Raw genomic sequence first — 23,103 nt, 5'->3', positions numbered from 1 at the left:
AAGGGGCTAGGGGCGCGGGAGCGCCCGCCCGCTCAGGCGATGCGGTAGCGGGCCTGTGCGCCGCGCTCGATCGCCGCGACGGTCAGCTTGTCGAGGCCGAGCGCATCGCGCAGCAGCTGCAGCACGCGCAGCTCTTCCTGGGCCACCGCCACGTCGGCAATGGCGATCTCCACACCCAGCGCATAGGCGGTGTCGCGGTAGTTCGGCGGGACGCTGGCGGCGATCACCGCGAAGGTGTTGGCCATGCCGTTCTCGGCCTGCAGGCGCTCGCCGCAGTCCTGCGACACGGCGACGATCTTCTCCTGGTCGAAGGTGGAGAAGACGGGCAGCGTCTTGATGATCTCGCCGATGGAATGCAGTTCCTTGTCGGTCATGCTGCTGTCGGAGGCCGACACCATCACCATCACGTAGATCAGGGCTTCCTGGAGGCTGACGCGTTCGCTCATCGGATCTGCGGACCTTTCTTGACCTTCCCTTGGCGGTTGCGTTTCCCCTAGCGGCATGAGGCGGCGAGCGCAAGACACCCATCGTCGCAGGCGGGCGGGTGCGGCGATTTTTTGCGATGCGAAGGTTCCGTTTCGCCCGGAAACGCTCTAGTGTCGCGCGCCGGCCGGCCCGTGCGCCCGCGCGCCATCCCGGCCGGTTTTGCGAATACCCCAATCCCGAAACACAAGACAAAGACAACGGTCCGCACATGACCACAGCTTCGCTGCCCGAACTCGATCTTTCCCCTGCCGTCGTCGAGGCCGCCCGGACCTCGAAGGCCTGGCCGTTCGAGGAGGCGCGCAAGCTGCTGAAACGCGTGGAGAAGGCGAAGATCGACCGCCCGGTGCTGTTCGAGACCGGCTACGGCCCCTCGGGCCTGCCGCATATCGGCACCTTCGGCGAGGTCGCCCGCACCACCATGGTGCGCACCGCCTTCCGCCTGCTGAGCGAGGACCGCATCCCGACCCGGCTGCTGTGCTTCTCCGACGACATGGACGGCATGCGCAAGATCCCGGAGAACGTGCCGGATCGCGCCGCGCTGGAGCCGTATCTGCACATGCCGCTGACGGCGGTGCCGAACCCGTTCGGCGGGGACTACGACAGCTTCGGCGCCCACAACAACGCCATGCTGCGCCGCTTCCTCGACCATTTCGGCTTCGAATACGAGTTCGCCAGCGCGACCGACTACTACAAGTCCGGCCGCTTCGACGCGATCCTCATCAAGGCCGCGGAGAAGTACCAGGACATCATGGACGTGATGCTGCCGACGCTCGGCGAGGAGCGGCAGGCGACCTACTCGCCCTTCCTGCCGATCTCGCCGATCTCGGGCCGCGTGCTCTACGTGCCGATGAAGGCGGTCGACGCCAAGGCCGGCACGATCACCTTCGAGGACGAGGACGGCACCGACGTGACGCTCCCCGTCACCGGCGGCAACGTCAAGCTGCAGTGGAAGCCGGATTTCGGCGCCCGCTGGGCGGCGCTCGACGTCGACTTCGAGATGTTCGGCAAGGACCACCTGACCAACCAGCCGATCTACGACCGGATCTGCCAGGTTCTGGGCGGCACGCCGCCGGAGCATTTCGTCTACGAGCTGTTCCTCGACGAGGTGGGCCAGAAGATCTCCAAGTCGAAGGGCAACGGCCTGACCATCGACGAGTGGCTGACCTACGCCTCGCCGGAGAGCCTGGCGCTCTACATGTTCACCAAGCCGAAGACCGCCAAGAAGCTGTATTTCGACGTCATCCCGAAGGCGGTCGACGAGTATTTCGCCTTCGCGGAGAAATACGCCTCGATGCCGGTCGAGCAGCAGCTGGCCAACCCGGCCTGGCACATCCATTCCGGCAACCCGCCGAAGGTGGAGGTGCCGATCTCCTTCACCATGCTGCTCAACCTCGTCTCCGCCTCCAACGCGGAGAACAAGGACGTGCTGTGGGCGTTCATCTCGCGCCATGTGCCGGGCGTGACGCCGCAGAGCCACCCGAAGCTCGACGAGCTGGTCGGCTACGCGATCCGCTATTTCGAGGACTTCGTGAAGCCGGCCAAGGTCTTCCACGCGCCGGACGAGGTCGAGCTGGAGGCCCTGAAGGCGCTGGACGAAAAGCTCGCCAGCCTGCCCGAGGGCGCGGACGGTTCGGCGATCCAGGACGCGGTGCTGGACGTCGCCCGCGCCATCGAGCGCTACCAGGACCCGAACAAGAAGAGCCCGGACGGCGGACCCGGCGTTTCCGTCGCCTGGTTCTCGGCGCTCTACAAGCTGCTGCTGGGGCAGGAGAGGGGGCCGCGCTTCGGCTCCTTCGTCGCGCTCTACGGCATTCCGGAGACCCGCGCGCTGATCGCCAAGGCCATCGCCGGAGAACTCGTCTCCGCCGGCTGACCGGCCGGCACCTGCCAATGCAAGACGGGCCGCCCATCGGGCGGCCCGTTCGCGTTTGGCGGTGAGGGGTTCGCGCGAGCCTCAGGCGGCGCGCACGGTCCGTAGGAACTCGGCCATGCGCGAGCGCAGCACCTCCGACTGCTGCGCCAGCTCGCTGGCGGAGGCCAGAACCTGGGCCGAGGCGGAGCTTGCCTCCTGCGCAGCCTGGGTGACGCCGACGATGTTGGACGTCACTTCCTCCGCCCCTTGCGAGGCCTGCTGGACGTTGCGCGCGACCTCGGTCGTGGTGTTGCCCTGCTCTCCGACGGCCGAGAAGATCGCCGCCGAGATGTTGGACATGTCGTCGATGGTGCGGCCGATGCCCGAGATCGCCTCGCTCGCCTCCAGGGTCGAGCTCTGCATCGACTTGATCTGGGTCGAGATCTCGGCCGTTGCCTTGGCGGTCTGCTCGGCGAGCCCCTTGACCTCCTGCGCGACCACGGCAAAGCCGCGCCCGGCATCGCCCGCCCGCGCCGCCTCGATGGTGGCGTTGAGGGCAAGCAGGTTGGTCTTCTCGGCGATCTCGTCGATCAGGCTGATGATCGCGCCGATCTGGTCGGCATTGCTGCGCAGCTCGCCCATCCGATCGGTGGTGCGCGTCGCCTCGCTGACGGCACGGCCGGCAACCTCGCGCGATTGCTCGGCCTGACGACCGATCTCCCCGGCCGAACTGGCGAGCTCTTCCACCGCCGAGGCGACGGTCTGCACGTTCATCGCCGCCTGCTCGGCCGCCGCGGCGACGGAGGCCGACTGGGAGCTGGTCTCCTCGGCAGAGGCGGTCAGCGTGCTGGCCGCGGCCTGCAGCTCGGTCGCCGCCGACGAGACGATGTTGACGATCTCGCCGACCGCATTTTCGAAGTCGTCGGCCATCCGGTTCATCTCGGTCCGGCGCTTCTCGGCAAGCTCGCGATCGGCGACGATCTTCTCCTCCGCCTCCTGGCGCGCTTCCTCGGCCAGCTTGACCTTGAAGGCCTCGACCGCCTGGGCGATCTCGCCGACTTCGTCCTTGCGCTCGCGGCCGTCGATCTCGATGTCGAACTCGCCGCCGGCCAGGCGCTGTACCATCGCCACGAGGCGGCGCAGCGGATCGGCGATGCCGAACTTGGCGATGGCGAAGCCGACGCCGATGCCCAGGAGGATGCCGGCGAAGGTGACGATCAGCAGCAGGCGGGAACTCGCCTCATACTGCGCCGTTGCCTCGTTCTTGAGGTCGCCGACGCGGTTTTCAAGATCCTTGGAGACGTCGATCAGGGTCTGGCGCAGGGCATTGGCCTTCTGGTTGCTGAGCTCCAGCTGTTCGCGCAGATCGGCCGTGGCCCCGGTCATCTCGAAGCCCTTCACGCCCTCGGCAGCGGCGACGGTCTTGTCGACGCTGACGAGGAAGGCGTCCCATTCGCTGGCGACCTGCTCCGCACTGGCGGCGATCTCGCCGGTTGCGGCCTCGCGCACCCGGGCCAGCCGGTCGGCGAAGCGCGTGCGCTCCGTGTCGATCAGCCCACGGATGTGCTCGACGGCTTCGGGGCGGGGATCGGTGCCGAGCTGGGCTTCGGCGCGGCCGATGGCCAGCACGTTCGCCCCGAGCGAGGCAACGAGGCGCGCATTGGTGGCCGCCTGGTCCATGCGTTCGCTGGACGCGTTCATTTCGTCCATGCCGGTGATGGCGATATAGCTCAGCCCGCCGGCGATGGAGCCGAGAAACCCGATGACGATGAGGATCTTGGTGATGATCTTCAGATTCGAAAGAAAGGGCATGGATTGTCTCCGGTATTTGACACCCCGACAGGGCAGAAAATGGGCTGTCGGCGCTGACTACCTTTGGAGGGTCGCGTGGTTCTCTTCTTCCAGAGATGGCTTATGGCTATCTGGATGAGATACTTATATTTTTGGCTTTTGCTCAAATATAACGAGCGTTGTTATTGCCTTTGTTGACTCAAAGTTTTGAGTTGCGTTTATGAATCTGTGGTTAATGCTGCTCGTGCAGCGTATCTCATCGGTTGCGGCAGGCCGGTCAAAGCCTCGGAATCCCGGCAGATGCTTGGTAGTATCTACAGGCAGATGCGATTCGTTTGTGGATATTCTGGGGAAAATTTACAGTGCGGTGACCCCGTATGTAAAACTCGACGCCTGGGCGGGGTTTATTGGCGACATCTTGAAAACAAACACAAAAAGGGCCGCCCGAGGGCGGCCCTTCTCTGTCTCGTGCCCGCCGGCGCGGGCCGGGAGCGGTGGAGGCGCCTGAAAGGAGCCTCAGGAGGCGCGGACCTTGTCCAGGAACTGCGACATCTGCATGCGCAGGTTGGAGGACTGCTCGGCCAGTTCGTTGGCCGAGGACAGCACCTGCGCCGAGGCGGAGCTCGCCTCCTGCGCCGCCTGGGTGACGCCGCCGATATTGTCCGTGACTTCCTGCGTGCCCTGAGCGGTCTGCTGGATGTTGCGGGCGACCTCGGAGGTGGTGCTGGTCTGCTCGCCGATGGCACCGAAAATCGCGTCGGCAATCGAGTTCATGTCGCGGATGGTCTCGCCGATGGAGACGATGGCCTCGCCCGCTTCCGTGGTCGAGCTCTGCATCGACTTGATCTGCGTGGAGATCTCGGCCGTCGCCTTTGCGGTCTGCTCCGCCAGCCCCTTGACCTCGTTGGCAACGACCGCGAACCCGCGGCCCGCTTCGCCCGCGCGCGCCGCCTCGATGGTGGCGTTGAGGGCGAGGAGGTTGGTCTTCTCGGCGATCTCGTCGATCAGGCTGATGATCGCGCCGATCTTGTCGGCGTTCTCGCGCAGGTTCCGCATCCGCACATTCGTGCGCTCGGCTTCTTCCACCGCCCGCACCGCGACGTTCTTGGACTGGTCGGCCTGACGCCCGATTTCGGTCGCCGAGCTCGACAGTTCCTCGATCGAGGCAGCGACGGTCTGCACGTTCATCGCCGCCTGCTGTGCGGCGCTGGCAACAGAGGCGGACTGGGAGCTGGTCTCCTCGGCACTGGAGGTGAGGGTGGCGGCGGCCGCCTGCAGCTCGGTCGAGGCGGAGGAGACGACGGTGACGATCTCGCCCACCGCATTCTCGAAATCGTCGGCCATGCGGATCATCTCGGCCTTGCGCTGTTCGGCGGCCTTGAGATCGCGCTCGATCTTGGCCTCGGCCTCGCGCCGGGCTTCCTCTGCGAGCTTGATCTTGAAGGCCTCGACGGCCTGGGCGATCTCGCCGACCTCGTCCTTGCGATCGCGCCCGGCCACCTCGATGTCGAAATGGCCATCGGCCAGCTGGCGGACGCTGCCCATCAGCGCGCGGATCGGATTGACGATGCCGAAGCGGGTGATCAGGAAACCGACGAAGACGCCGCCGAGAATGCCGGCGATCGCCAGCGTGATCATGCTGGTCTCGCTCTGGCGATAGGCTTCGTTGGCCTCGAGCTTCAGCCGCTCGACCTCGTCGTTCAGCTTGCCGGACAGGTCGACGAAGGACTGGCGCACAGTCAGGCTCGCCTCGAGCGTGGCATCCATCGAGTCGCTGAGGGTTGCGGATTGTTCGGGGGTGCGATCGCCGCCCATCGTGTTGACCAGGTCGACATCTTCATCGATTTCGATCTGAAACTTGTCCCAGCGGGCCTGGATCTGGTCGAGGTCGGCGGTGATCCAGCTGGAATCGCCGGCGCGCACTTCTGCCATGCCTTTTGCAAAGCTCTCGCGCTCCCGGCTGATCGACTGGTTCGCCTCCTTGAAGGTGGCGGGGCGCGGATCGGCTGCCATGCGGTAGTTGGCGCGGCTGATCGCCATCAGGTTGGCGCTGAGCTGGGCGACGAGCCGCGAATTGGTGGCCTGTGCGGACATGCGCGCGCTCGCGCTGTCCATTACGGTCATGGCGGAAATCGCCTGATAGGTCAGGGCGCCGGCAATCGCGCTGAGCAAGGCGATGACCAGGAGGATCTTGTAGAGGATTCGGATGTTGGAAAGCCGCAGCATGGGGGGCTCGCAGAGTTCGAGATCGACTGGGATGGGCGCAGCGGGGGTGCGAGCTCGGCAATATTTCGAGAGATTTTATTTATGGTTCTTCGAATATTGCAGGTTTTCTGTTCTTGAAGCTCAAGTCGTGGTGCGCTGGTACGTGCAGGTCGGCCGAGATTTGCTCGGTCACAACTTGATTGCGCTCCCATTCTTAAATTTGTGTTAAAGACCCTAGAAAGCGCATGTGAGTTTCAAGAATTTGGCTTGTCTTCGAATATTGACCCACGCTTGTTTGGCAAATTTTTCGAGGATATTGCTATCGAATATTTTGGTATTTTCTTTCTGGGAGCGGTTCGTATGGAAATACGGCGATTGCCCGAGCGGGCGGTTGAGCAGAGATTTTGGTATTTTCGTAAGGATTTACTTGAGGGAGGCGAGACTTGCGCAGGATCCGCAATGCGCTTTTCCTCAAGGGAAAGGCGGCGGGCCATCTTTTCTAGGGTTGGCCTTGCGAGCCCTGGGGTGCCGCAACGTTCGTCCGAAGAATATCGGTTTTGGGGAAAATATCTCCGGTCGGGCGGCTCCAGGGTCTGCGAGTTGTCGCGGCGGCCCGCCGTCAGTCCCGGTTGCCCGGATGCCAGGGCGTTTCGGTGATTTCCACCGGGGGCAGGTCCAGCGATAGGGCGCGTGCAGGATCCGCATCCGCGCCGGGCCGGCGGCCCGGGTCGAGCGGCGAAGGGGTGCCGGCCGTAGCCTCCGGCGTGCCCTCGTCAGCGGGCGTGTCGTCGTCTTGCGCTTCACCGGCCGAGAGGGAGGGGAAGGGGGACAGCGGCGCCGGGCCGTCGAGTTGCCAGATGCCGCGGCGCGCCTCGCGGGCAGCCTCGGACGCGGCGAGAAGGTCCTCGCCCGCGCCTTCGCCGGGCCGTGCCCATCCCTGCGCCACCATCCATGCGGCGAGGTCCGTTCCCTGCTTGCGGCACTGGGCCAGCACCACGCCGGCCGGCGTGTCCTGCATGCCGTCGCAGGTGATGGCGTGCCGGCGCACGAGCCCGCGCAGGGCCGTGCGCGCCCGCATGCCGCAGGGCCAGGTGCCGCCAAGGCGCGAGGGGCAGGTTTCCTCGAGCCGCGGTGCGTCGATGCCGGCAAGGCGGATCGTCAGCTGCTTGGTGCGGAAGCTCCCGGCATCGATCACCAGCGGCTGGTGGAAGGTGATCTCGGTCGGGATCTCGCGCTCTGGCAGCTTCGGTACCTGCGAGGCGACGCGCTTGAGAGGACCGGAGACACGCGGCGGCGGCAGGATGTCGGACGGGGTGACATTGCGGATGCTGGAGGGGTTGGGCGCATCGGGAAGCTGCACGACCTGCGGGGGGGCTAAGGGCGCTGCGGGAGATGCGGCCTGCGGCAGGGGGGCGGGCTGGGCTTGGGGCTTTGGCTCGGGCTCGGTCGCCGCGTTGGCCGTCGCGCCGGGGGCGGCGGCAGGCGCCGGGGGGAGGGCGCCGTCGCCGTTCTCGCCGCTCACCAAGCCCCGCAGCATGCCGCCGCTGCCATAGTCGGCCGCGACCGCGAGCGCGCCTGCGATCAGCAATGCGATGAGGAAAGTGCGTCCCATATCCGTTCCCGTTTGCCGCGCTTTTGCGGCTCGTAGCTACTGGCTCGCCCAGATGATGCGGGCCATCCAGGCGATCTCCGCCATCGCCAGCCGCTCCGGTGCGGCCTCCGCATCCAGCGCCGACAGCTCGATGCGGCCGCGCAGACGCCGGGTGAAGATGCGGGCGCGGAGTTCGCCCGAGGCAAGGCGCAGCGCCACGCGGTCGCCGCGCTGGATCGGCCGCTTCGGCGAGATGACGATGATGTCGCCCTCCCGGTAGAAGGGCAGCATGTCCCCCCCGGTGACACGGATGGCGCAGTCCTCGCAAGGAATCTCTGCAAGGGCGGTGGGGCCGCCGCCCTCCAGCACCGCCGGCAGGTCGCCGTCATGGAAGAAGCCGCCTGCAGCGGCATGGGCGCCGGTGGCGGAGCTGAGCTGCGGCAAAGGCAGGCGGTCGCTGTCGGCCATGTCGGCGGACGCGGCGTCCTGTTCCGGTCCGTTGACCAGCGCGACGAAGTCGGCAAGGTCGGAACGGGTGGCGCCGAGGATCTTGGCGATCGATTCCATCGATGGCCAGCGCGGCCGCCCGTCTGCGGCGGTGCGCTTCGACGGATTGAAGGTGGTGGGGTCGAGCCCCGCGCGCCGGGCAAGGCCGGAGGGCGTCAGCCCGTTGCGCCGGGCAAGCAGGTCGATGGCCGACCAGACCGTCTCGTGCGAAAGCATGGTTTGGCTCCGCTGCCGCCTGCCAGGGAATGGTCCTGGCCGGGCGGCCTGTTGCTGCGGCCGCCGCCGGGACGGCCGGACGCCGGGGGCGGTCGAGGCCGCCCGTCCCGCGCTTCCTGTCCGGGTTATCCCCGTTACGGGTATATATTCCTAATGGCAGTCGAGTGCCAGTCTGGCCCGGCAACGAGGCGCTCGCTTTCCTCCCCAATTGCCTTCCTCTTGGCCTTGTGCGGCCGGCCCTCAGCCTGTAATCCGGCGCGCAAGCCTTCTTCACGCACAGGGACGGGCCGCCTCATGACGTTGATCTACAAGATTTCTCCGGGCAGGGACTGGCAACAGGCCGAGGCACGGGGGCGGTTTTCCGGTGCGCCGGTGGACCTGGCCGACGGGTTCATCCATTTTTCCGCGGCCGATCAGGTGCGCGAGACCGCGGCGAAGCACTTCGCCGGACAGGAGGGACTTGTCCTCGTCGCGATCGAGGCCGAGGCGCTGGGCGAGGGCCTGAAATGGGAGCCCTCGCGCGGCGGGGCGCTGTTCCCGCATCTTTACGGCGAGCTGGAGATGTCGGCGGTACGCTGGGTGCGCGAGTTGCCGCTGGGAGCAGACGGCGCCCACCTCTTCCCGGAGGCGCTGTGATGTTTTCCTCCGCCTTCGACGCGCTCGCCCGCAAGGCGCTCTTCTCTCTCGATGCGGAGACCGCCCACGGGCTGACCGTCAAGGCGCTGGCAAGCGGCCTGACGCCGGCCTGCAAGGTGCCGAGCGACGGCCGGCTGGCGGTGACGCTCGGCGATCTGACCTTTCCCAACCCGCTCGGCATGGCTGCCGGGTTCGACAAGAACGGCGAGGTGCCCGACGCGCTGCTGGCGCTCGGCTTCGGCTTCACCGAGGCCGGCACGGTGACGCCGCTGGCCCAGGCCGGCAATCCGCGTCCGCGTGTCTTCCGCCTGCCTGCGGATCGGGGCGTCGTCAATCGCCTCGGCTTCAACAATGAAGGCCATGCGGCTTTGCGTGCGCGGCTGGCGGCGCGGCGCCATCGCGGCGGCATCGTCGGGGTGAATGTCGGGGCCAACAAGGACGCGGCCGACCGCATCGCCGACTATGTGGCCGGGATCGAGACCTTCGCCGATCTCGCGTCCTATTTCGCGGTGAACATCTCGTCGCCGAACACGCCGGGCCTGCGCGACCTGCAGGCGCGCGAGGCGCTGAAGGAACTGCTCGGCCGGGTGATGGACGCACGGGAAACAGCCGCCGCCCGCCATGGCCGCGCGGTGCCGGTGCTGCTGAAGATCGCGCCGGACATGGACGAGGCGGGGCTCGACGACATCGCCGCCGAGGTGCTGGCTGCGGGCATCGACGGGCTGATCGTCTCCAACACGACGCTGGCGCGAAATGGTCTCACCGACCGCAAGGGCGCGGCCGAGGCCGGAGGATTGTCGGGGCGGCCGCTGTTTCGCCGCGCGACCATCGCGCTTGCCCGCATGCGCCTGCGCGTCGGTCCGCGCCTGCCCATCGTCGGCGTCGGCGGCATCGACAGCGGCGAGGCGGCGTGGACCAAGATCACGGCCGGCGCCAACCTGCTGCAGCTCTATACGGGCCTTGTCTACGAGGGGCCCGGGCTGGTCGGCCGCATCCTGACGCATCTGTCCGCCTGCCTCGACCGGCACGGACTTGCCGACCTTGGCGAGGCGAGCGGCCGCAATGCGGAAGCCTGGGCCAAGGCCGACCCGGACGGACAGGGGAACGTCTGAGGCGCCCTCAATAGGCGCTGGCGACGTTCCCGAGCTCCACGTAGACGGACTTCACCTGGCTGTAGTGCTCGATGGCGGCATGGCCGTTCTCGCGGCCGATGCCGGACTTCTTGTAGCCGCCGAACGGCATTTCGATCGGCGTCAGGTTGTAGGTGTTGATCCAGCAGGTGCCGGCATGCAGCGCGCCGATCACCCGGTGCGCGCGGGCGATGTCGCGGGTGAAGACGCCGGCGGCAAGGCCGAACTCGGTCGCATTGGCCCGCGCCACCGCTTCTTCCTCGCTCTCGAAGTCGAGCACGCACATGACGGGGCCGAAGATCTCCTCGCGGGCGATCGTCATGTGGTCGGCGACGTCGGCAAACACCGTCGGCTCGACGAACAGCCCGTCCGGAAAGCCCTGCACGGTGGCGCGGTTGCCGCCGCAGACAAGCCGCGCGCCCTCGCGCCGTCCCGCCTCGATATAGCCGAGCACCTTGTCGAGCTGGGCTTGCGAGACCAGCGGGCCGGTGTCGACGCTCTCGTCCATCGGGTCGCCGAGCCTGGCGCGGGCGGTGCGCTCGGTCAGCCTCTCGAGGAAAGCCTCCTTCAGCCCCTTCTGCACGAAGACGCGGGTGCCGTTCGAGCAGATCTGGCCGGAGGAGTAGAAATTGGCGTTGATCGCCGCCGACACCGCATTGTCGAGATGGGCATCGTCGAAGACGATCAGCGGCGACTTGCCGCCGAGCTCCAGCGTCACGTGCTTGAGCGTGCGGGACGCGATCTCGGCTACCTTCGTGCCGGTGGGGACCGAGCCGGTCAGCGAGACCTTGGCGACGTCCGGATGCTCGACCAGGTGCGCGCCGGTCTCGCCATAGCCCTGCACCACGTTGAACACCCCGTCCGGCAGGCCGGCTTCCTTGAAGATTTCGGCAAGCTTCAGCGCACTGAGCGGGGTCAGCTCCGACGGCTTGAACACGACCGCATTGCCGCAGGCGAGTGCGGGTGCCGCCTTCCAGCAGGCGATCTGGATGGGATAGTTCCAGGCGCCGATGGCCCCGACGACGCCGAGCGGCTCGCGGCGGGTGTAAGCGAAGGAGCCGCCGAGATCGATGTGCTCGCCGGTGAGGGTTGCGGCAAGGCCGCCGTAATACTCGAGGCAATCGGCGCCGGAGGCCGCGTCCGCCACAAGCGTTTCCTGCAGCGGCTTGCCGGTGTCCAGGGTCTCCAGCTCGGAGAGCTCGCGGTTGCGCTCGCGCAGCAGGTCCGCCGCGCGCCGCAGCACCCGCCCGCGCTCGGCCGCCGGCGTGGCCGCCCAGACGCGGAAGCCGGAGCGCGCCGCGGCAACGGCGGCGTTGACCGTCTCGGAGCCGGCCGCGCAGAGCCGGGCGATCACCTCGCCGGTCGCCGGATAGCGGTTCTCGATCGGCCGCCCATGCGGGTCTTCCTGATAGCTGCCGTTGATGAAATGCGAAGCGGGGGGCTGGGCACGCATGAACTCTCTCCTGGCGGACGCGAACCGGAACTTTACGAATGAGTGTGAGGCAAGTCTAAGGCGTCAACGCTGCGCTGTCCGCCAGTTCGGATGGATCCAAGGCTCCTTGTTGGAGCGCGGCAGCGGCTCGCGTCCCATGACGTGGTCGGCGATCTTCTCGCCGGCCATGATCGAGGGGGCGTTGAGATTGCCGTTGGTGATCTGCGGGAAGATCGAGCTGTCGGCAACGCGCAAGCCCTCGACGCCGATCACCCGGCCCTGCGGGTCGACCACCGCCATCGGATCGTCGGGCGCGCCCATGCGGCAGGTGCCGCAGGGGTGGTAGGCGCTCTCGGCGTGCTCGCGGATGAAGGCATCGAGCTCGGCATCGGACTGCACCTCGGCGCCCGGCTGGATCTCGCGGCCGCGATAGGGCGCGAAGGCTTCCTGGCCGAAGATCTCCCGCGTCAGGCGGATGGCGGCGCGGAAGTCCTCCCAGTCCTCGGGGTGCGACATGTAGTTGAACAGGATCGAGGGATCGGCCATCGGGTCGGGCGAGGTCAGGGCCACGCGTCCGCGCGACTTCGAGCGCATGGGCCCGACATGCGCCTGGAAGCCGTGCCCCTCAGCCGCCGCCTTGCCGTCGTAGCGCACGGCGAAGGGCAGGAAGTGGTACTGGATATCCGGATACTCGATGCCGGCGCGCGAGCGGATGAAGGCGCAGGCCTCGAAATGGTTGGAGGCGCCGAGCCCGGTGCCGGTGAACAGCCACTGTGCCCCGATGATGGCCTTGGAGATCAGGTTCCAGTGCTTGTAGAGGGTGATCGGCTGGATGCAGGCCTGCTGGATATAGAGCTCCAGATGGTCCTGCAGGTTGCTGCCGACGCCCGGACGGTTGGCAAGGACCGGCAGGCCGAGCGCGCTGAGCGCGGCGCCGTCGCCGATTCCGGACAGCATCAGGATCTTCGGCGAGTTGATGGACGAGGCGGCAAGGATCACCTCGGCCGAGGCGCTCACCCGTTCGATGCGTCCGCCCTGCCGGTATTCGACGCCGGTCGCGCGCGTGCCCTCGAACAGCACGCGGGTGACGGTGACGCCCGTGAACAGGTGGATGTTGGGCCGCTTCAGCGCCGGACGCAGATAGGCGTTGGCGGTGGACCAGCGCCGGCCCCGCCACACGGTCATCTCCATGTCGCCGAAGCCTTCCTGCTTCAGCCCGTTATAGTCCGGCGTCGTCTCGTAGCCGGCCTGACGCCCGGCCTCGACGAAGGCGGCATAGAGCGGATTCCACTTGGTGCCGCGGGTGACGTGCAGCGGGCCGGAGGTGCCGCGCACGCCGGCCTCGCCGCCATGGCTCGTCTCCATCCGCTCGAAATAGGGGGCGACATCGGCATGGGACCAGCCGCGTGCGCCCATCTCCTCCCAGGTGTCGAAGTCGCGCGCATGGCCGCGCACATAGACCATGCCGTTGATCGAGGAGGAGCCGCCGATGACGCGCCCGCGCGGGGTCGCGAGCCGGCGCCCGCCAAGATGCGGCTCGGGCTCGCTCTGATAGCCCCAGTCGTAGCGGGACATGTTCATCGGGTAGCTGAGCGCGGCCGGCATCTGGATGAAGGGGCCGATATCCGATCCGCCGGCCTCCAGCACCAGGACCTTGTTGGCCGGGTCTTCCGACAGGCGATAGGCGAGGGCGGCGCCGGCCGAGCCGGAGCCGACGACGATATGTGTCGCGTCCTGCATGGGTCTATCCGTTCCCCTTGTGTGCGATGTCCGTGGCGGCCGGGGGGAGCGTGCCGAGCTGCCGCTCGACATAGTCCTCGACCCGGCGGATGGCGCTGCGCGGCTGCGGCGGGCCGTCCGCGAAGATGCGCTGCAGCCAGAGCCCGTCGATCATCGCCGCCGTACCCTCGGCCGCATGGCGGGCGCGCTCGCCGGGAATGAGCGCGGAAAAGGCATGGGCGAGGTTGGAGACGAGCCGCCGGTGGTAGATGCGCAGCAGGCGGCGCGTCTCGGCGTCGGTGCGCGCCTGCAGGTAGAAGGCAAGCCAGGCCGAGATCAGCGCCGGCTGGAACTGGGTCGGCGCGAAGCTGGCCGAGATCATCGCCGAGATGCGCGCGCGCGGGCCCTCCGCTCCGGCCATCCGCTCGCGTGTCTCGCGCGACAGGTCGGTGAGCAGGAACCGCATGGTGGCGTTGAGCAGCCCGGCCTTGGAGCCGAAATAGTGATGCGCGAGCCCGCCCGAGACACCGGCGCGGCGCGCGATCTCCGCCATCGTCGCATCGCCGAAGCCGCGCTCGTGGATCGTCGCGACGGTCGCGTCGATCAAGGCCTTGCGGCGATGGGTTTCCATTCCGATTCGCGGCATGTCCGCTCCGTTTCCAGCCCGCCCCGTTCGTTCTGAAGGTTGCGATCCGCCCCGCCCGAGGCCGGGCGGCGTGTGCGGTCCTGTCCCTGAGATGCACCGCCGGTCGAGGGGAGGGCAGGCCGCCGGCGGCAGCCGCTGCGTTGGTCCTCGGCGGCAGCCCGTCCACAGGGGCGTGCTGCGCGGCGGGTGCGCTTTCCGGTCGGTGTCGGCCGGCGCGCCTTGCTCTTCAAGGAATAATTTTGATTGGCCGTTCAATCAATGAAAAAACGAAAAACGTGCGGGGAATTGCCTATTCCGCTCAAAAATGTTTTGATGCGCATCGAAACGGGCAGGGAGGTCCGGTTCGTTCGTGCCGGGCCCTTGCTGCCTGGCTGCAGCATTCGGCGAGCGCGTATCGCGCCCCGGTGCCGCGCTCTGGCGACCCCGTCGCCTCTGGCCGCCGGCCTTCGCTGCCGGTGTGCGGGACCTCCCGCCCCGCCCTTCGAACCCCTGCGCGCCGCGCTTGCCGCGGATCGCGCGTCGGGACCTCGTGCCGCCGCGCCCCTTGCGGCCGGCCCACCATCGGCGCAGGCGGACCTGCCGCTGCGCTGCAACCCCGCATGCGGGCCGGCCCTTCCGGTCGTCCCGCTCCGTCAGGAGGACACAAGCTGATGAAAACCCTTGCCCTGCGCTTCGGCGCCGCAGCCCTTGCCCTGGGCCTTGCCGCCCCCGCCGCCATGGCGGCGGAAGCCGAAGCCTGCAAGACCGTCCGCTTCTCCGATGTCGGCTGGACCGACATCACCGCCACCACCGCCACCGCCTCGGTCGTGCTGGGCGCGCTCGGCTACGAGCCCGACGTCAAGATCCTCTCGGTGCCGGTCACCTATGCCTCGCTGAAGAACAAGGACATCGACGTCTTCCTCGGCAACTGGATGCCGACCATGGAGGGCGACATCAAGGCCTATCGCGAGGACGGTTCGGTGGAGACCGTGCGCGCCAATCTGGAAGGCGCCAAGTACACGCTCGCCGTGCCGCAATACACCTATGACAAGGGCCTGAAGTCCTTCGCCGACATCGCCAAGTTCAAGGACGATCTCGACGGCAAGATCTACGGCATCGAGGCCGGCAACGACGGCAATCGCCTGATCATCGACATGATCGAGAAGGATATGTTCGGCCTGAAGGACTTCGACATCGTCGAGAGCTCGGAAGCCGGCATGCTGTCGCAGGTCTCGCGCGCGGTGCCGCGCAAGCAGGACGTCGTCTTCCTGGGCTGGGAGCCGCATCCGATGAACGCCAATATCGACATGGCCTATCTTGAGGGCGGCGACGAGGTGTTCGGCCCCAATCTCGGCGGTGCGACGATCTACACCAACGTGCGCGCCGGCTATGTGGAAGAGTGCCCGAATGTCGGCAAGTTCCTCCAGAACCTGGAGTTCTCGCTCCAGATGGAGAACGAGATCATGGGCGCGATCCTCAATGACGGTACCGAGCCGAACGCGGCCGCGACCGCCTGGCTGAAGGCCAACCCGGGCGTTGCCGATGCCTGGCTCGAGGGTGTGACCACCTTCGACGGCGGCGATGCCAAGGCAGCCCTGAACGGCGCCCTCGGCCTCTGACCCATCCCGTTCGCCCGCGCGTGACCCCTGAAGGCCGCGCGCGGGCGGACCGCATTCGCCCTGCGGGCATGCGGCAAGCTCCCGCACAAGATCACAAGAACGAACGGCGAGGCTGCGCGTGGACTGGCTCACCCAACACAAGATTCCCATCGGCTCCTGGGCGAAGGCCCTGGTCGACTGGCTCACCGCCAACGCCTATTGGGTGTTCGACGGCATCTCGGCGGTGCTCGAGACCCTGATCGACGGCATCTTATGGCTCCTGCAGGCACCCGGCCCGGTCGCGGTCGTGATCGCCGCAACGGTGCTGGCCTATGTCGTGCAGCGGCGCGTCTCCTTCGCGCTGTTCGTCGCCGCGAGCCTGCTGCTGATCATCAACCAGGGCTACTGGACGCAGACGACCGAAACCCTGTCGCTGGTCACCGCCGCCTCCGCCGTGTGCATGGCGATCGGCGTGCCGCTCGGCGTTGCCGCCGCGCACCGGCCCAAGCTCTATGCCGCGATGCGCCCCGTCCTCGACCTGATGCAGACGATCCCGACCTTCGTCTATCTGATCCCTGCGCTGATCCTCTTCGGCCTCGGCATGGTGCCGGGCCTCATTGCCACGGTGATCTTCGCCATTCCTGCACCCATCCGCCTGACCCAGCTCGGCGTCTCCTCCACCCCGCGCCAGCTGATCGAGGCGGGCGAGGCCTTCGGCGCCACCGGCTGGCAGCTGTTGTGGAAGGTGGAGCTGCCTTACGCACTGCCGCAGATCATGGCCGGCCTGACCCAGACCATCATGCTGTCGCTGTCGATGGTGGTGATAGCCGCGCTCGTCGGCGCCGACGGGCTCGGCGTGCCGACCTTGCGCGCGCTCAACACCGTCAACATCGCGCAGGGCTTCGAGGTCGGCATCGCCATCGTGCTGGTGGCGATCGTGCTCGACCGCTTCTTCCGCAACCGCAACGAAGGGGAGGGCAGCCGATGACCGCCGCCGTTTCGTTCCGCAATGTCGACATCGTCTTCGGCAAACGCCCCGAGACGGCGCTGCCGCTGATCGATGCCGGCCGCAGCCGCGCCGAGATCCAGACGGAGACCGGCCAGATCCTCGGGGTGGCCGGCGCCAGCTTCGACATCGAGGAGGGAGAGCTGATCGTGCTGATGGGCCTGTCGGGCTCCGGCAAGTCGACGCTGCTGCGCGCCGTCAACGGGCTGAACCAGATCACCCGGGGCGAGGTGCTGGTCCACAATGGCGAGGGGTCGGTGAACCCGTCCGCGTGCGCGCCGCAGGAGCTGCGCGCGCTGCGCCGCGGCCGGATCGCCATGGTGTTCCAGCAATTCGCGCTGCTGCCCTGGCGCACGGTGCGCGAGAATGTCGGCTTCGGGCTGGAGCTGGCCGGACTGCCGACGCGCGAGCGCCGGCGGAAGGTCGACGAGCAGCTGGAGCTGGTCGGCCTTGCCCAGTGGGGCGACAAGTATGTGCACGAGCTGTCCGGCGGCATGCAGCAGCGCGTCGGGCTGGCCCGCGCCTTTGCCACCGACGCGCCGATCCTCTTGATGGACGAGCCGTTCTCCGCGCTCGATCCGCTGATCCGCGGCCATTTGCAGGACGAGCTGCTGGCGCTGCAGGACAAGCTCAACAAGACCATCGTCTTTGTCAGTCACGACCTCGACGAGGCGGCCAAGATCGGCAACCGCATCGCCATCATGGAGGGCGGGCGGGTGATCCAGCTCGGCACGCCGCAGCAGATCGTGCGCAAGCCGGCGAGCGACTATGTGGCGGAGTTCGTGGCGCACATGAACCCGCTCGGGGTGCTGCGCGCCCGCGACATCATGCGTCCGCTGGGCGAGGGCGAGGCGAGCGGGCTGGACGGCGCGCCGCGCTGCGCGCCGAAGACGCCGGTGCGCGAGGTGATCGCCCTGAAGCGCTCCGCCGAGGCGCCGGTGCTGGTCTGCGACGGCGACACGCCGCTGGGGCTGGTCGGCGAGGGCGAGATCCTCGACTGCCTGCGCTAGACGGTGCTGCCGGCTAGGCGGGGAGCGCGGGAAAGGTCTCCCGCGCGCGCCGGCCGGTGATCGCCAGCAACGAGAAGCCGCGCGCGGCAAGCAGGATGGTGAAGGCGAGCCACAGGCCGTGATTGCCGAGTATGGGGAAGGCGATCGCATAGGCGGCGAAGTAGAGCACCAGCGACAGCAGCATCATGTTGCGCATGTCGCGCGACCAGGTGGCGCCGATGAACACGCCGTCCATCTGGAACGCCAGCACCCCGAACAGAGGCGTCGCCGCCGCCCAGCTTAAGTATGTGATCGCGACCTGGCGCACGTCCTCCGCCGTCGTCATCGCATGGATGAGCACCGGGCCGGCGAAGAAGAAGACCAGCGAAATCAGCCCGGCGAGCACATAGCCCCAGACGAGGCTGAGCTTGAGCGAGCGGTCGAAGGCCGGGCGGTAGCGCGCCCCGACCGCGCGGCCCGCAAGCTGCTCGGCCGCCGTTGCAAGGCCGTCGAGGAAGAAGCTCGCCACCATGAAGAGCTTCTCGAGGATGGCATTGGCCGCCAGCACGGTGTCGCCCTGCGCTGCCGAGCGCGACATGAAGAAGGCGAAGGCGGTAATCAGCGCGAAGGAGCGGATCAGGATGTCGCCGTTGAGCGCCATCATCCGCTTGAAGCGGACCTTGTCGAACACCTGCGCGCGGGTGGGGAGCGGCCGGCCCGACAGGGCGCGGGCGGCCAGCACCGTGCCGGCCAGCGCGGTCAGCGCCTCGGCCGCGACGGTGGCAGCGGCAACGCCCGCGACGCCCCACTCGAAATACAGCACGAACAGCACGGACAGGGCGATGTTGAAGCCGTTCAGCCAGGTCTGCAGGCCGAGCGCGGTCATGGCCCGGCCGCGGCCGATGAACCAGCCCAGAAACGCGTAATTGGCGAGCGCCAGCGGCGCGGAGAAGGCGCGGATGGCGAAATAGCTGGTGGTCGCGGCCTGTACCTCGGGGCTGCCGCCCATCAGCCACAGGCCGGCGGAGAGCGCGGGCTGCTGCAGAACGATCACCACCGACCCGAGCACCACTGCCAGCAGCACGGCACGGAACAGCACGGCGCGCTCCTCCTCGCCGTCGCCCGCACCTGCGGCCTGCGCGGTGAGGCCTGTGGTGCCGGCGCGCAGGAAGTTGAAGCTGGTGAAGACGATGTCGAACAGCACGCCGCCGAGCGCGATGCCGCCGAGAAGCGCGGCATCGCCGAGCTGGCCGATCACTGCCGTGTCGACCAGACCGAGCAGCGGCGTCGACAGATAGGCGAGCGTCATCGGCACCGCGATGGCAAGCACGCTGCGGCTGGTCACGTCGAACGGGCGCACGGCGCCGGGCTGGCTCGTCATCTGGCTTGGCTCAAAATGCGGGGTGCAGGCGGGCAGGAGAGTCGTTTGGCCGGACGCTAGCGAACAGAGGTGGAACGGTCAAACGGGATGTGGCGGGCGGGCGGTGTGAGAAGGCAGCAGGTTTCTCTTTCGTTTTGCCGCGCGCCGTTCGAGGGGACGAGTGGAGGGGTGGGGGCGAAGGAGTGGCGGCGACACGCGGCGCGAACCCGATCCACCGGCTGTCGTCCCGGTTTCGGCGGAGCCGAAGACCGGGACCCAGTAACCACAGGTGGCATGGCTCCGGCCTCGGCATCGCCCGGCGGCCTCAGGTTGCCGCTTTCGCGACATCACCCGCCCCGGCGGATACTGGATACCTGCCTTCGCAGGTATGACAGCAGCAGGGGAGACGGGCGCCTTCCCGTCTCGCGCCTGTAGGGGTTGTCTCTGGTCCCGGCTCGGCGCTGGCGCGCCGTCCGGGAGGACGAGTGGAGGGGCCGCGGCGCGCTGTGCTCTCGTCTCAGCTTTCCCCCGCATGCTCCAGGATGTTGAGCAGACGTCCGTTCGGATCGCGCAGGAACAGGCGGCGCACGCCCCAGGGCTCAACGGCCGGCCCGTATTCGGGGCGAAGTCCGGCGCGCGCGATGCGAGCGATGACCGTATCGAGGTCGTCCACCTCGATGGAGAGGTCCGGCACCGGCGTGCCCGAACCTCCTTGCGTGGCGATGCCGATCTGCGGGCGTGCCGGGCTCTGGGCTTCGGCAGCCAGCGTGAGGAACCAGCCGTGGTCCATCACCGGCTCGAGATCGAGAATGTCCCGGTAGAAGGCCGCGGACGGCCCGGTATCGGTGACGGCGATATTCGCGACGATGCGCCTGACGCTCATGCGGTGCTCCCGTGATTGCTGCGGGAGAGGGTAGGCGAAGGGGCGGCCAATGCCTTGAAGAAATGTCGGATGGGGCGGGACGGCAGCAAGGCCATCCCGCCCGGGCTGCCTCAGATGGAGGCGGCGATGCGGGCGATCTCTGCCATGGTGGCGTCGCGCGTCTTGGCCTCGGCCTTGGGCATCTCGCAATAGGCGGTGACGATCAGCGCGCCGCGCCCGCTCGGCCAGGCGACGCCGATGTCGTTGGCGTGACCCTTGCCGCTGGTGCCGGTCTTGTCGCCGACCAGCCAGTCGGCGGGAAAGCCGGCGCGCAGGCGCGCATCGCCGGTCCGGTTGGTGACCATCCACGCGGTCAGCCGGTCGCGCGAGCGGCGCGACAGCGCATCCCCGAACAGCAGCTTGCGCAGGGTCTCCGCCATCGCTGCCGGCGTGGTGGTGTCGCGCTCGTCATCGGGCCCGTCATGGGCATTGAGTGCCGGCTCCGTCCGGTCGTGACGGGTGGTCTCGTCGCCGAGCGAGCGGGCGAAGCCCGTCAGCGCGGCCGGGCCGCCGAAGCTTGCCAGCAGCAGATTGGCGGCGGTGTTGTCCGACAGCGTCATCGTCGCCTCGCACAGTTCGGCGACCGTCAGGCCGGGACCGCCGGCGTGCTTTTCCGTGCCGGGCGACCAGGACACCAGATCGCGCTTGGTGAAGGGGATGCGCCGGTCGAGCTGTTCCTCCTCCCGGTCGACGCGGGCAAGCACGAAGGCGGCGAGCATCAGCTTGAACGTAGAGGCCATCAGAAACCGCTCATTCAGCCGATTGCCGAAGGTCTGCCCGCTGGCAACGTCATGGATGGCGATGCCGAGGCGGCCGCCCTGCTTGTTTTCCAGCGCGGCAAGGCGCCCCTCGATATCGGCGACATCGGCCACGCCGGCACGGGCGGGCATCGTCACGAGAGTGGTGCCGGCGGCCAGCGTCGGGGCGAGCAGAAGCGAGCCGGCAAGCGCCTGCCGGCGAGACAGTTTGAACATGGATTTCGTCTCCGTGGTGAAAGCGTGCGACCCGCGCCGGTCGGTGCCGGCGGCAGGTGGCGCTGGATGGCCTCCCAGCCTGCGGGAGCGATCATGCGCAAACACGAGACCCTCGCCAAACGATCAATTCTGGGATTAGACATGAGAAAATCTTGGTCTTGGAGAAAAGCCCATGGACGTCTCGCAACTGCCGCTCAATGCGCTGCGCGCCTTCGAGGCTTCGGCCCGGCTCGGCAGCTTCACCCGTGCCGGGCTGGAGCTGCGGGTGACCCAGACCGCGATCAGCCATCAGGTGAAGGCGCTTGAGGACACGCTCGGCCTCACCCTGTTCAAGCGCCTGCCGCGAGGGCTCGCGCTCACCGACGAGGCGCAGGCCCTGCTGCCCGTGCTGACCGACGCCTTCCGCCGGATGAGCGCGACGCTGAGCCAGTTCGAGCAGGGCAATTTCCGCGAAATTCTGACCATCGGCGTCGTCGGCACCTTCGCCATCGGCTGGCTGCTGCCGCGTCTGGCGGGCTTTCGCGAGCGTAACCCCCATGTCGATCTGCGGCTGAAGACCAACAACAACCGGGCCGACATGCTGCTTGACGGGCTCGACCTGTTCATCCGCTTCGGCGACGGCGCCTGGCACGCGACGGATGCGGTCCGGCTGATGGAGGCACCGTTCTCGCCGGTCTGCGCGCCGCAGGTCGCGGCGCGGCTGAAGCAGCCGGCCGATCTGGCCGGCGAGGATCTGCTGCGGTCCTACCGGCAGGATGAATGGGCGGCCTGGTTCCGCATGGCCGGGCTCGAGCCGCTGCCGGCGCGCGGCTTCATGTTCGATTCCTCAAGGGCGCTGGTGGAGGCGGCATCGCTGGGAGCGGGCGTTGCCCTGGTGCCGGTTGCGATGTTTGCGCGCGAGATCGAGGAGGGGCGGGTGGTCCGCCCCTTCGCGGTGGACGCCTCGCTCGGCGCCTACTGGCTGACTTGGCTGAAATCGCGCCGGCAGACGCCGGCCATGCGCGCCTTTCACCAGTGGATCGCGGACGAGGCGGGCTGAGGACGCAGGCGTCGGTACGGTCTGCTCTCAGGCCGACTGCGGTGCCGGCTGAACCTCCACCGTGATGTGGGACAGCGCCGCGATCCGGGCGAGCCTTGCCTTGTAATGCGCCGGGTCCCTCGGCGCGTTCGACACCAAGGACACGATGGCGGCGTGGTGGCCGGGCCCGACCTGCCAGACATGCAGGTCGCAGATGCGGTCGCCTGCGGTCTCGATCGCCTTGCGGATCTCCTCCGGCAGGTGCTCGTCCTCGGGTGTGCGGTCCAGCAGCACCGCGCCGGTCGCCCGGATCAGGCCCCACGACCAGCGCGCGATGATCAGCGCACCGACGACACCCATCAGCGGATCGGCCCAGAGCCAGCCCTGGCTGCGTCCGAGCAGCAATGCGGCAATCGCGAGAACCGATGTCAGGGCGTCGGCCAGCACATGCAGGTAGGCGGCGCGCAGGTTGTTGTCGCGCGCCGGGCCATGGCCGGAATGGTCGTGCGCGTCATGGTGGGCGTGGTCGTGATGATGGCCGTGATGGGAATGATGATGATGATGGCCGTGATGATGGTGACCATGATCGTCCCTGAGCAGCCAGGCGCAGGCCAGGTTCACCACCAGTCCGATGACGGCGACGGCAATGGCCTGCTCGAAGCTGATCGCCACCGGGTTGGCGAGGCGCAGCAGGCTTTCCCATCCGATCAGCAGCGCGACGAGCGCCAGCACGATGGCACTGGCGAAGCCGCCGAGATCGCCGAGCTTTCCGGTGCCGAAGCTGAAGCGCGGATCGTTGCGATGCCGGCGTGCGAACAGATAGGCAAGGGCGGTGATGAGCAGGGCGGCTGCGTGGGTGGACATGTGCCAGCCGTCGGCGAGCAGCGCCATCGAGCCGAAGAGCGTGCCGGCGGCGATCTCGACGACCATCATCGTTGCCGTCAGGGCAATGACCAGCCAGACCCGCCGCTCGTTGCGCCGATGCTGCGAGCCGAGAAAGTCGTGTCCGTGCGTGTAGGTGGAGATGGTCTCGGGTGCCATTGCAC

19 protein-coding genes are annotated in these 23,103 nt (G+C 67.8%); 7 read left to right on the top strand and 12 right to left on the bottom strand.

Annotated features, from left to right (window positions below; all coding sequences use genetic code 11):
* Positions 1-32: 32 nt before the first annotated feature.
* Positions 33-446: a tellurite resistance TerB family protein gene (locus ACVJ6E_RS04000; RefSeq protein WP_245164980.1), complete on the bottom strand. Its 414-nt coding sequence runs from the start codon at positions 444-446 to the stop codon at positions 33-35.
* A gap of 248 nt (positions 447-694) precedes the next feature.
* Here ACVJ6E_RS04000 and ACVJ6E_RS03995 point away from each other — a divergent pair, with 248 nt between their 5' ends.
* A complete protein-coding gene (locus tag ACVJ6E_RS03995; RefSeq protein WP_120268805.1) occupies positions 695-2,359 on the top strand; it encodes a lysine--tRNA ligase in 1,665 nt (554 codons plus the stop codon).
* A gap of 81 nt (positions 2,360-2,440) precedes the next feature.
* Here ACVJ6E_RS03995 and ACVJ6E_RS03990 read toward each other — a convergent pair whose 3' ends face one another.
* From ACVJ6E_RS03990 to ACVJ6E_RS03975, 4 genes are all read right to left on the bottom strand, one after another.
* Complete coding sequence (locus ACVJ6E_RS03990) at positions 2,441-4,150, bottom strand: methyl-accepting chemotaxis protein (RefSeq protein WP_120268806.1); 1,710 nt, start codon at positions 4,148-4,150, stop codon at positions 2,441-2,443.
* A gap of 495 nt (positions 4,151-4,645) precedes the next feature.
* The gene (locus ACVJ6E_RS03985; protein WP_120268807.1) at positions 4,646-6,355 is read right to left on the bottom strand and encodes a methyl-accepting chemotaxis protein; all 1,710 of its coding nucleotides are present in this window, start codon (positions 6,353-6,355) and stop codon (positions 4,646-4,648) included.
* A gap of 598 nt (positions 6,356-6,953) precedes the next feature.
* The gene (locus tag ACVJ6E_RS03980; protein WP_120268808.1) at positions 6,954-7,946 is read right to left on the bottom strand and encodes a thermonuclease family protein; all 993 of its coding nucleotides are present in this window, start codon (positions 7,944-7,946) and stop codon (positions 6,954-6,956) included.
* 36 nt (positions 7,947-7,982) lie between these two features.
* A complete protein-coding gene (locus ACVJ6E_RS03975) occupies positions 7,983-8,648 on the bottom strand; it encodes a S24 family peptidase (RefSeq protein WP_120268809.1) in 666 nt (221 codons plus the stop codon).
* 294 nt (positions 8,649-8,942) lie between these two features.
* Here ACVJ6E_RS03975 and ACVJ6E_RS03970 point away from each other — a divergent pair, with 294 nt between their 5' ends.
* Together ACVJ6E_RS03970 and ACVJ6E_RS03965 are read left to right on the top strand one after the other, a co-directional pair.
* Positions 8,943-9,284, top strand: a complete 342-nt coding sequence (locus ACVJ6E_RS03970) for a DUF952 domain-containing protein (protein ID WP_120268810.1) — start codon at positions 8,943-8,945, stop codon at positions 9,282-9,284.
* Positions 9,284-10,396 carry a quinone-dependent dihydroorotate dehydrogenase gene (locus tag ACVJ6E_RS03965; protein WP_120268811.1) on the top strand — a complete coding sequence of 371 codons (1,113 nt, stop codon included), beginning with the start codon at positions 9,284-9,286 and terminating at the stop codon, positions 10,394-10,396. The genes ACVJ6E_RS03970 and ACVJ6E_RS03965 overlap by 1 nt, the downstream gene beginning before the upstream one ends.
* 7 nt (positions 10,397-10,403) lie before the next feature.
* Here the strand turns inward: ACVJ6E_RS03965 and betB are convergent, their stop codons facing one another.
* From betB to betI, 3 genes are all read right to left on the bottom strand, one after another.
* Positions 10,404-11,867 (bottom strand): betaine-aldehyde dehydrogenase, encoded by a 1,464-nt coding sequence (gene betB / locus ACVJ6E_RS03960; RefSeq protein ID WP_120268812.1) that lies wholly within the window; start codon positions 11,865-11,867, stop codon positions 10,404-10,406.
* A 63-nt stretch (positions 11,868-11,930) separates the two neighbouring features.
* On the bottom strand, positions 11,931-13,586 hold the full coding sequence (gene betA / locus ACVJ6E_RS03955; RefSeq protein ID WP_120268813.1) for a choline dehydrogenase: 1,656 nt from the start codon (positions 13,584-13,586) through the stop codon (positions 11,931-11,933).
* 4 nt (positions 13,587-13,590) lie between these two features.
* Positions 13,591-14,211: a transcriptional regulator BetI gene (gene betI / locus ACVJ6E_RS03950; protein WP_120268814.1), complete on the bottom strand. Its 621-nt coding sequence runs from the start codon at positions 14,209-14,211 to the stop codon at positions 13,591-13,593.
* A gap of 650 nt (positions 14,212-14,861) precedes the next feature.
* On the opposite strand from betI, the gene ACVJ6E_RS03945 reads away from it, so the two are divergent.
* The 3 genes from ACVJ6E_RS03945 to choV all read left to right on the top strand — a co-directional run bounded on the left by ACVJ6E_RS03945 (position 14,862) and on the right by choV (position 17,804).
* Positions 14,862-15,809: a choline ABC transporter substrate-binding protein gene (locus ACVJ6E_RS03945; RefSeq protein WP_120268815.1), complete on the top strand. Its 948-nt coding sequence runs from the start codon at positions 14,862-14,864 to the stop codon at positions 15,807-15,809.
* Positions 15,810-15,927: 118 nt separating this feature from the next.
* Positions 15,928-16,776 (top strand): choline ABC transporter permease subunit, encoded by an 849-nt coding sequence (gene choW / locus ACVJ6E_RS03940; protein ID WP_120268816.1) that lies wholly within the window; start codon positions 15,928-15,930, stop codon positions 16,774-16,776.
* Positions 16,773-17,804: a choline ABC transporter ATP-binding protein gene (gene choV, locus ACVJ6E_RS03935; RefSeq protein ID WP_120268817.1), complete on the top strand. Its 1,032-nt coding sequence runs from the start codon at positions 16,773-16,775 to the stop codon at positions 17,802-17,804. Before choW ends, choV begins: the two co-directional genes overlap by 4 nt.
* A gap of 13 nt (positions 17,805-17,817) precedes the next feature.
* Here the strand turns inward: choV and ACVJ6E_RS03930 are convergent, their stop codons facing one another.
* From ACVJ6E_RS03930 to bla, 3 genes are all read right to left on the bottom strand, one after another.
* Complete coding sequence (locus tag ACVJ6E_RS03930; RefSeq protein ID WP_120268818.1) at positions 17,818-19,164, bottom strand: MATE family efflux transporter; 1,347 nt, start codon at positions 19,162-19,164, stop codon at positions 17,818-17,820.
* Positions 19,165-19,660: 496 nt separating this feature from the next.
* Positions 19,661-20,026, bottom strand: a complete 366-nt coding sequence (locus ACVJ6E_RS03925) for a VOC family protein (protein ID WP_120268819.1) — start codon at positions 20,024-20,026, stop codon at positions 19,661-19,663.
* Positions 20,027-20,136: 110 nt separating this feature from the next.
* The gene (gene bla, locus ACVJ6E_RS03920; protein ID WP_120268820.1) at positions 20,137-21,039 is read right to left on the bottom strand and encodes a class A beta-lactamase; all 903 of its coding nucleotides are present in this window, start codon (positions 21,037-21,039) and stop codon (positions 20,137-20,139) included.
* Between the two features lie 172 nt (positions 21,040-21,211).
* On the opposite strand from bla, the gene ACVJ6E_RS03915 reads away from it, so the two are divergent.
* Positions 21,212-22,078: a LysR family transcriptional regulator gene (locus tag ACVJ6E_RS03915; RefSeq protein ID WP_120268821.1), complete on the top strand. Its 867-nt coding sequence runs from the start codon at positions 21,212-21,214 to the stop codon at positions 22,076-22,078.
* 27 nt (positions 22,079-22,105) lie between these two features.
* Here ACVJ6E_RS03915 and dmeF read toward each other — a convergent pair whose 3' ends face one another.
* A complete protein-coding gene (gene dmeF, locus ACVJ6E_RS03910; protein ID WP_120268822.1) occupies positions 22,106-23,098 on the bottom strand; it encodes a CDF family Co(II)/Ni(II) efflux transporter DmeF in 993 nt (330 codons plus the stop codon).
* Positions 23,099-23,103: the final 5 nt, after the last annotated feature.

The sequence above is a fragment of the Stappia sp. G46H5W genome, from assembly GCF_058448995.1.
This window is presented reverse-complemented; position numbering and strand designations above follow the sequence as displayed.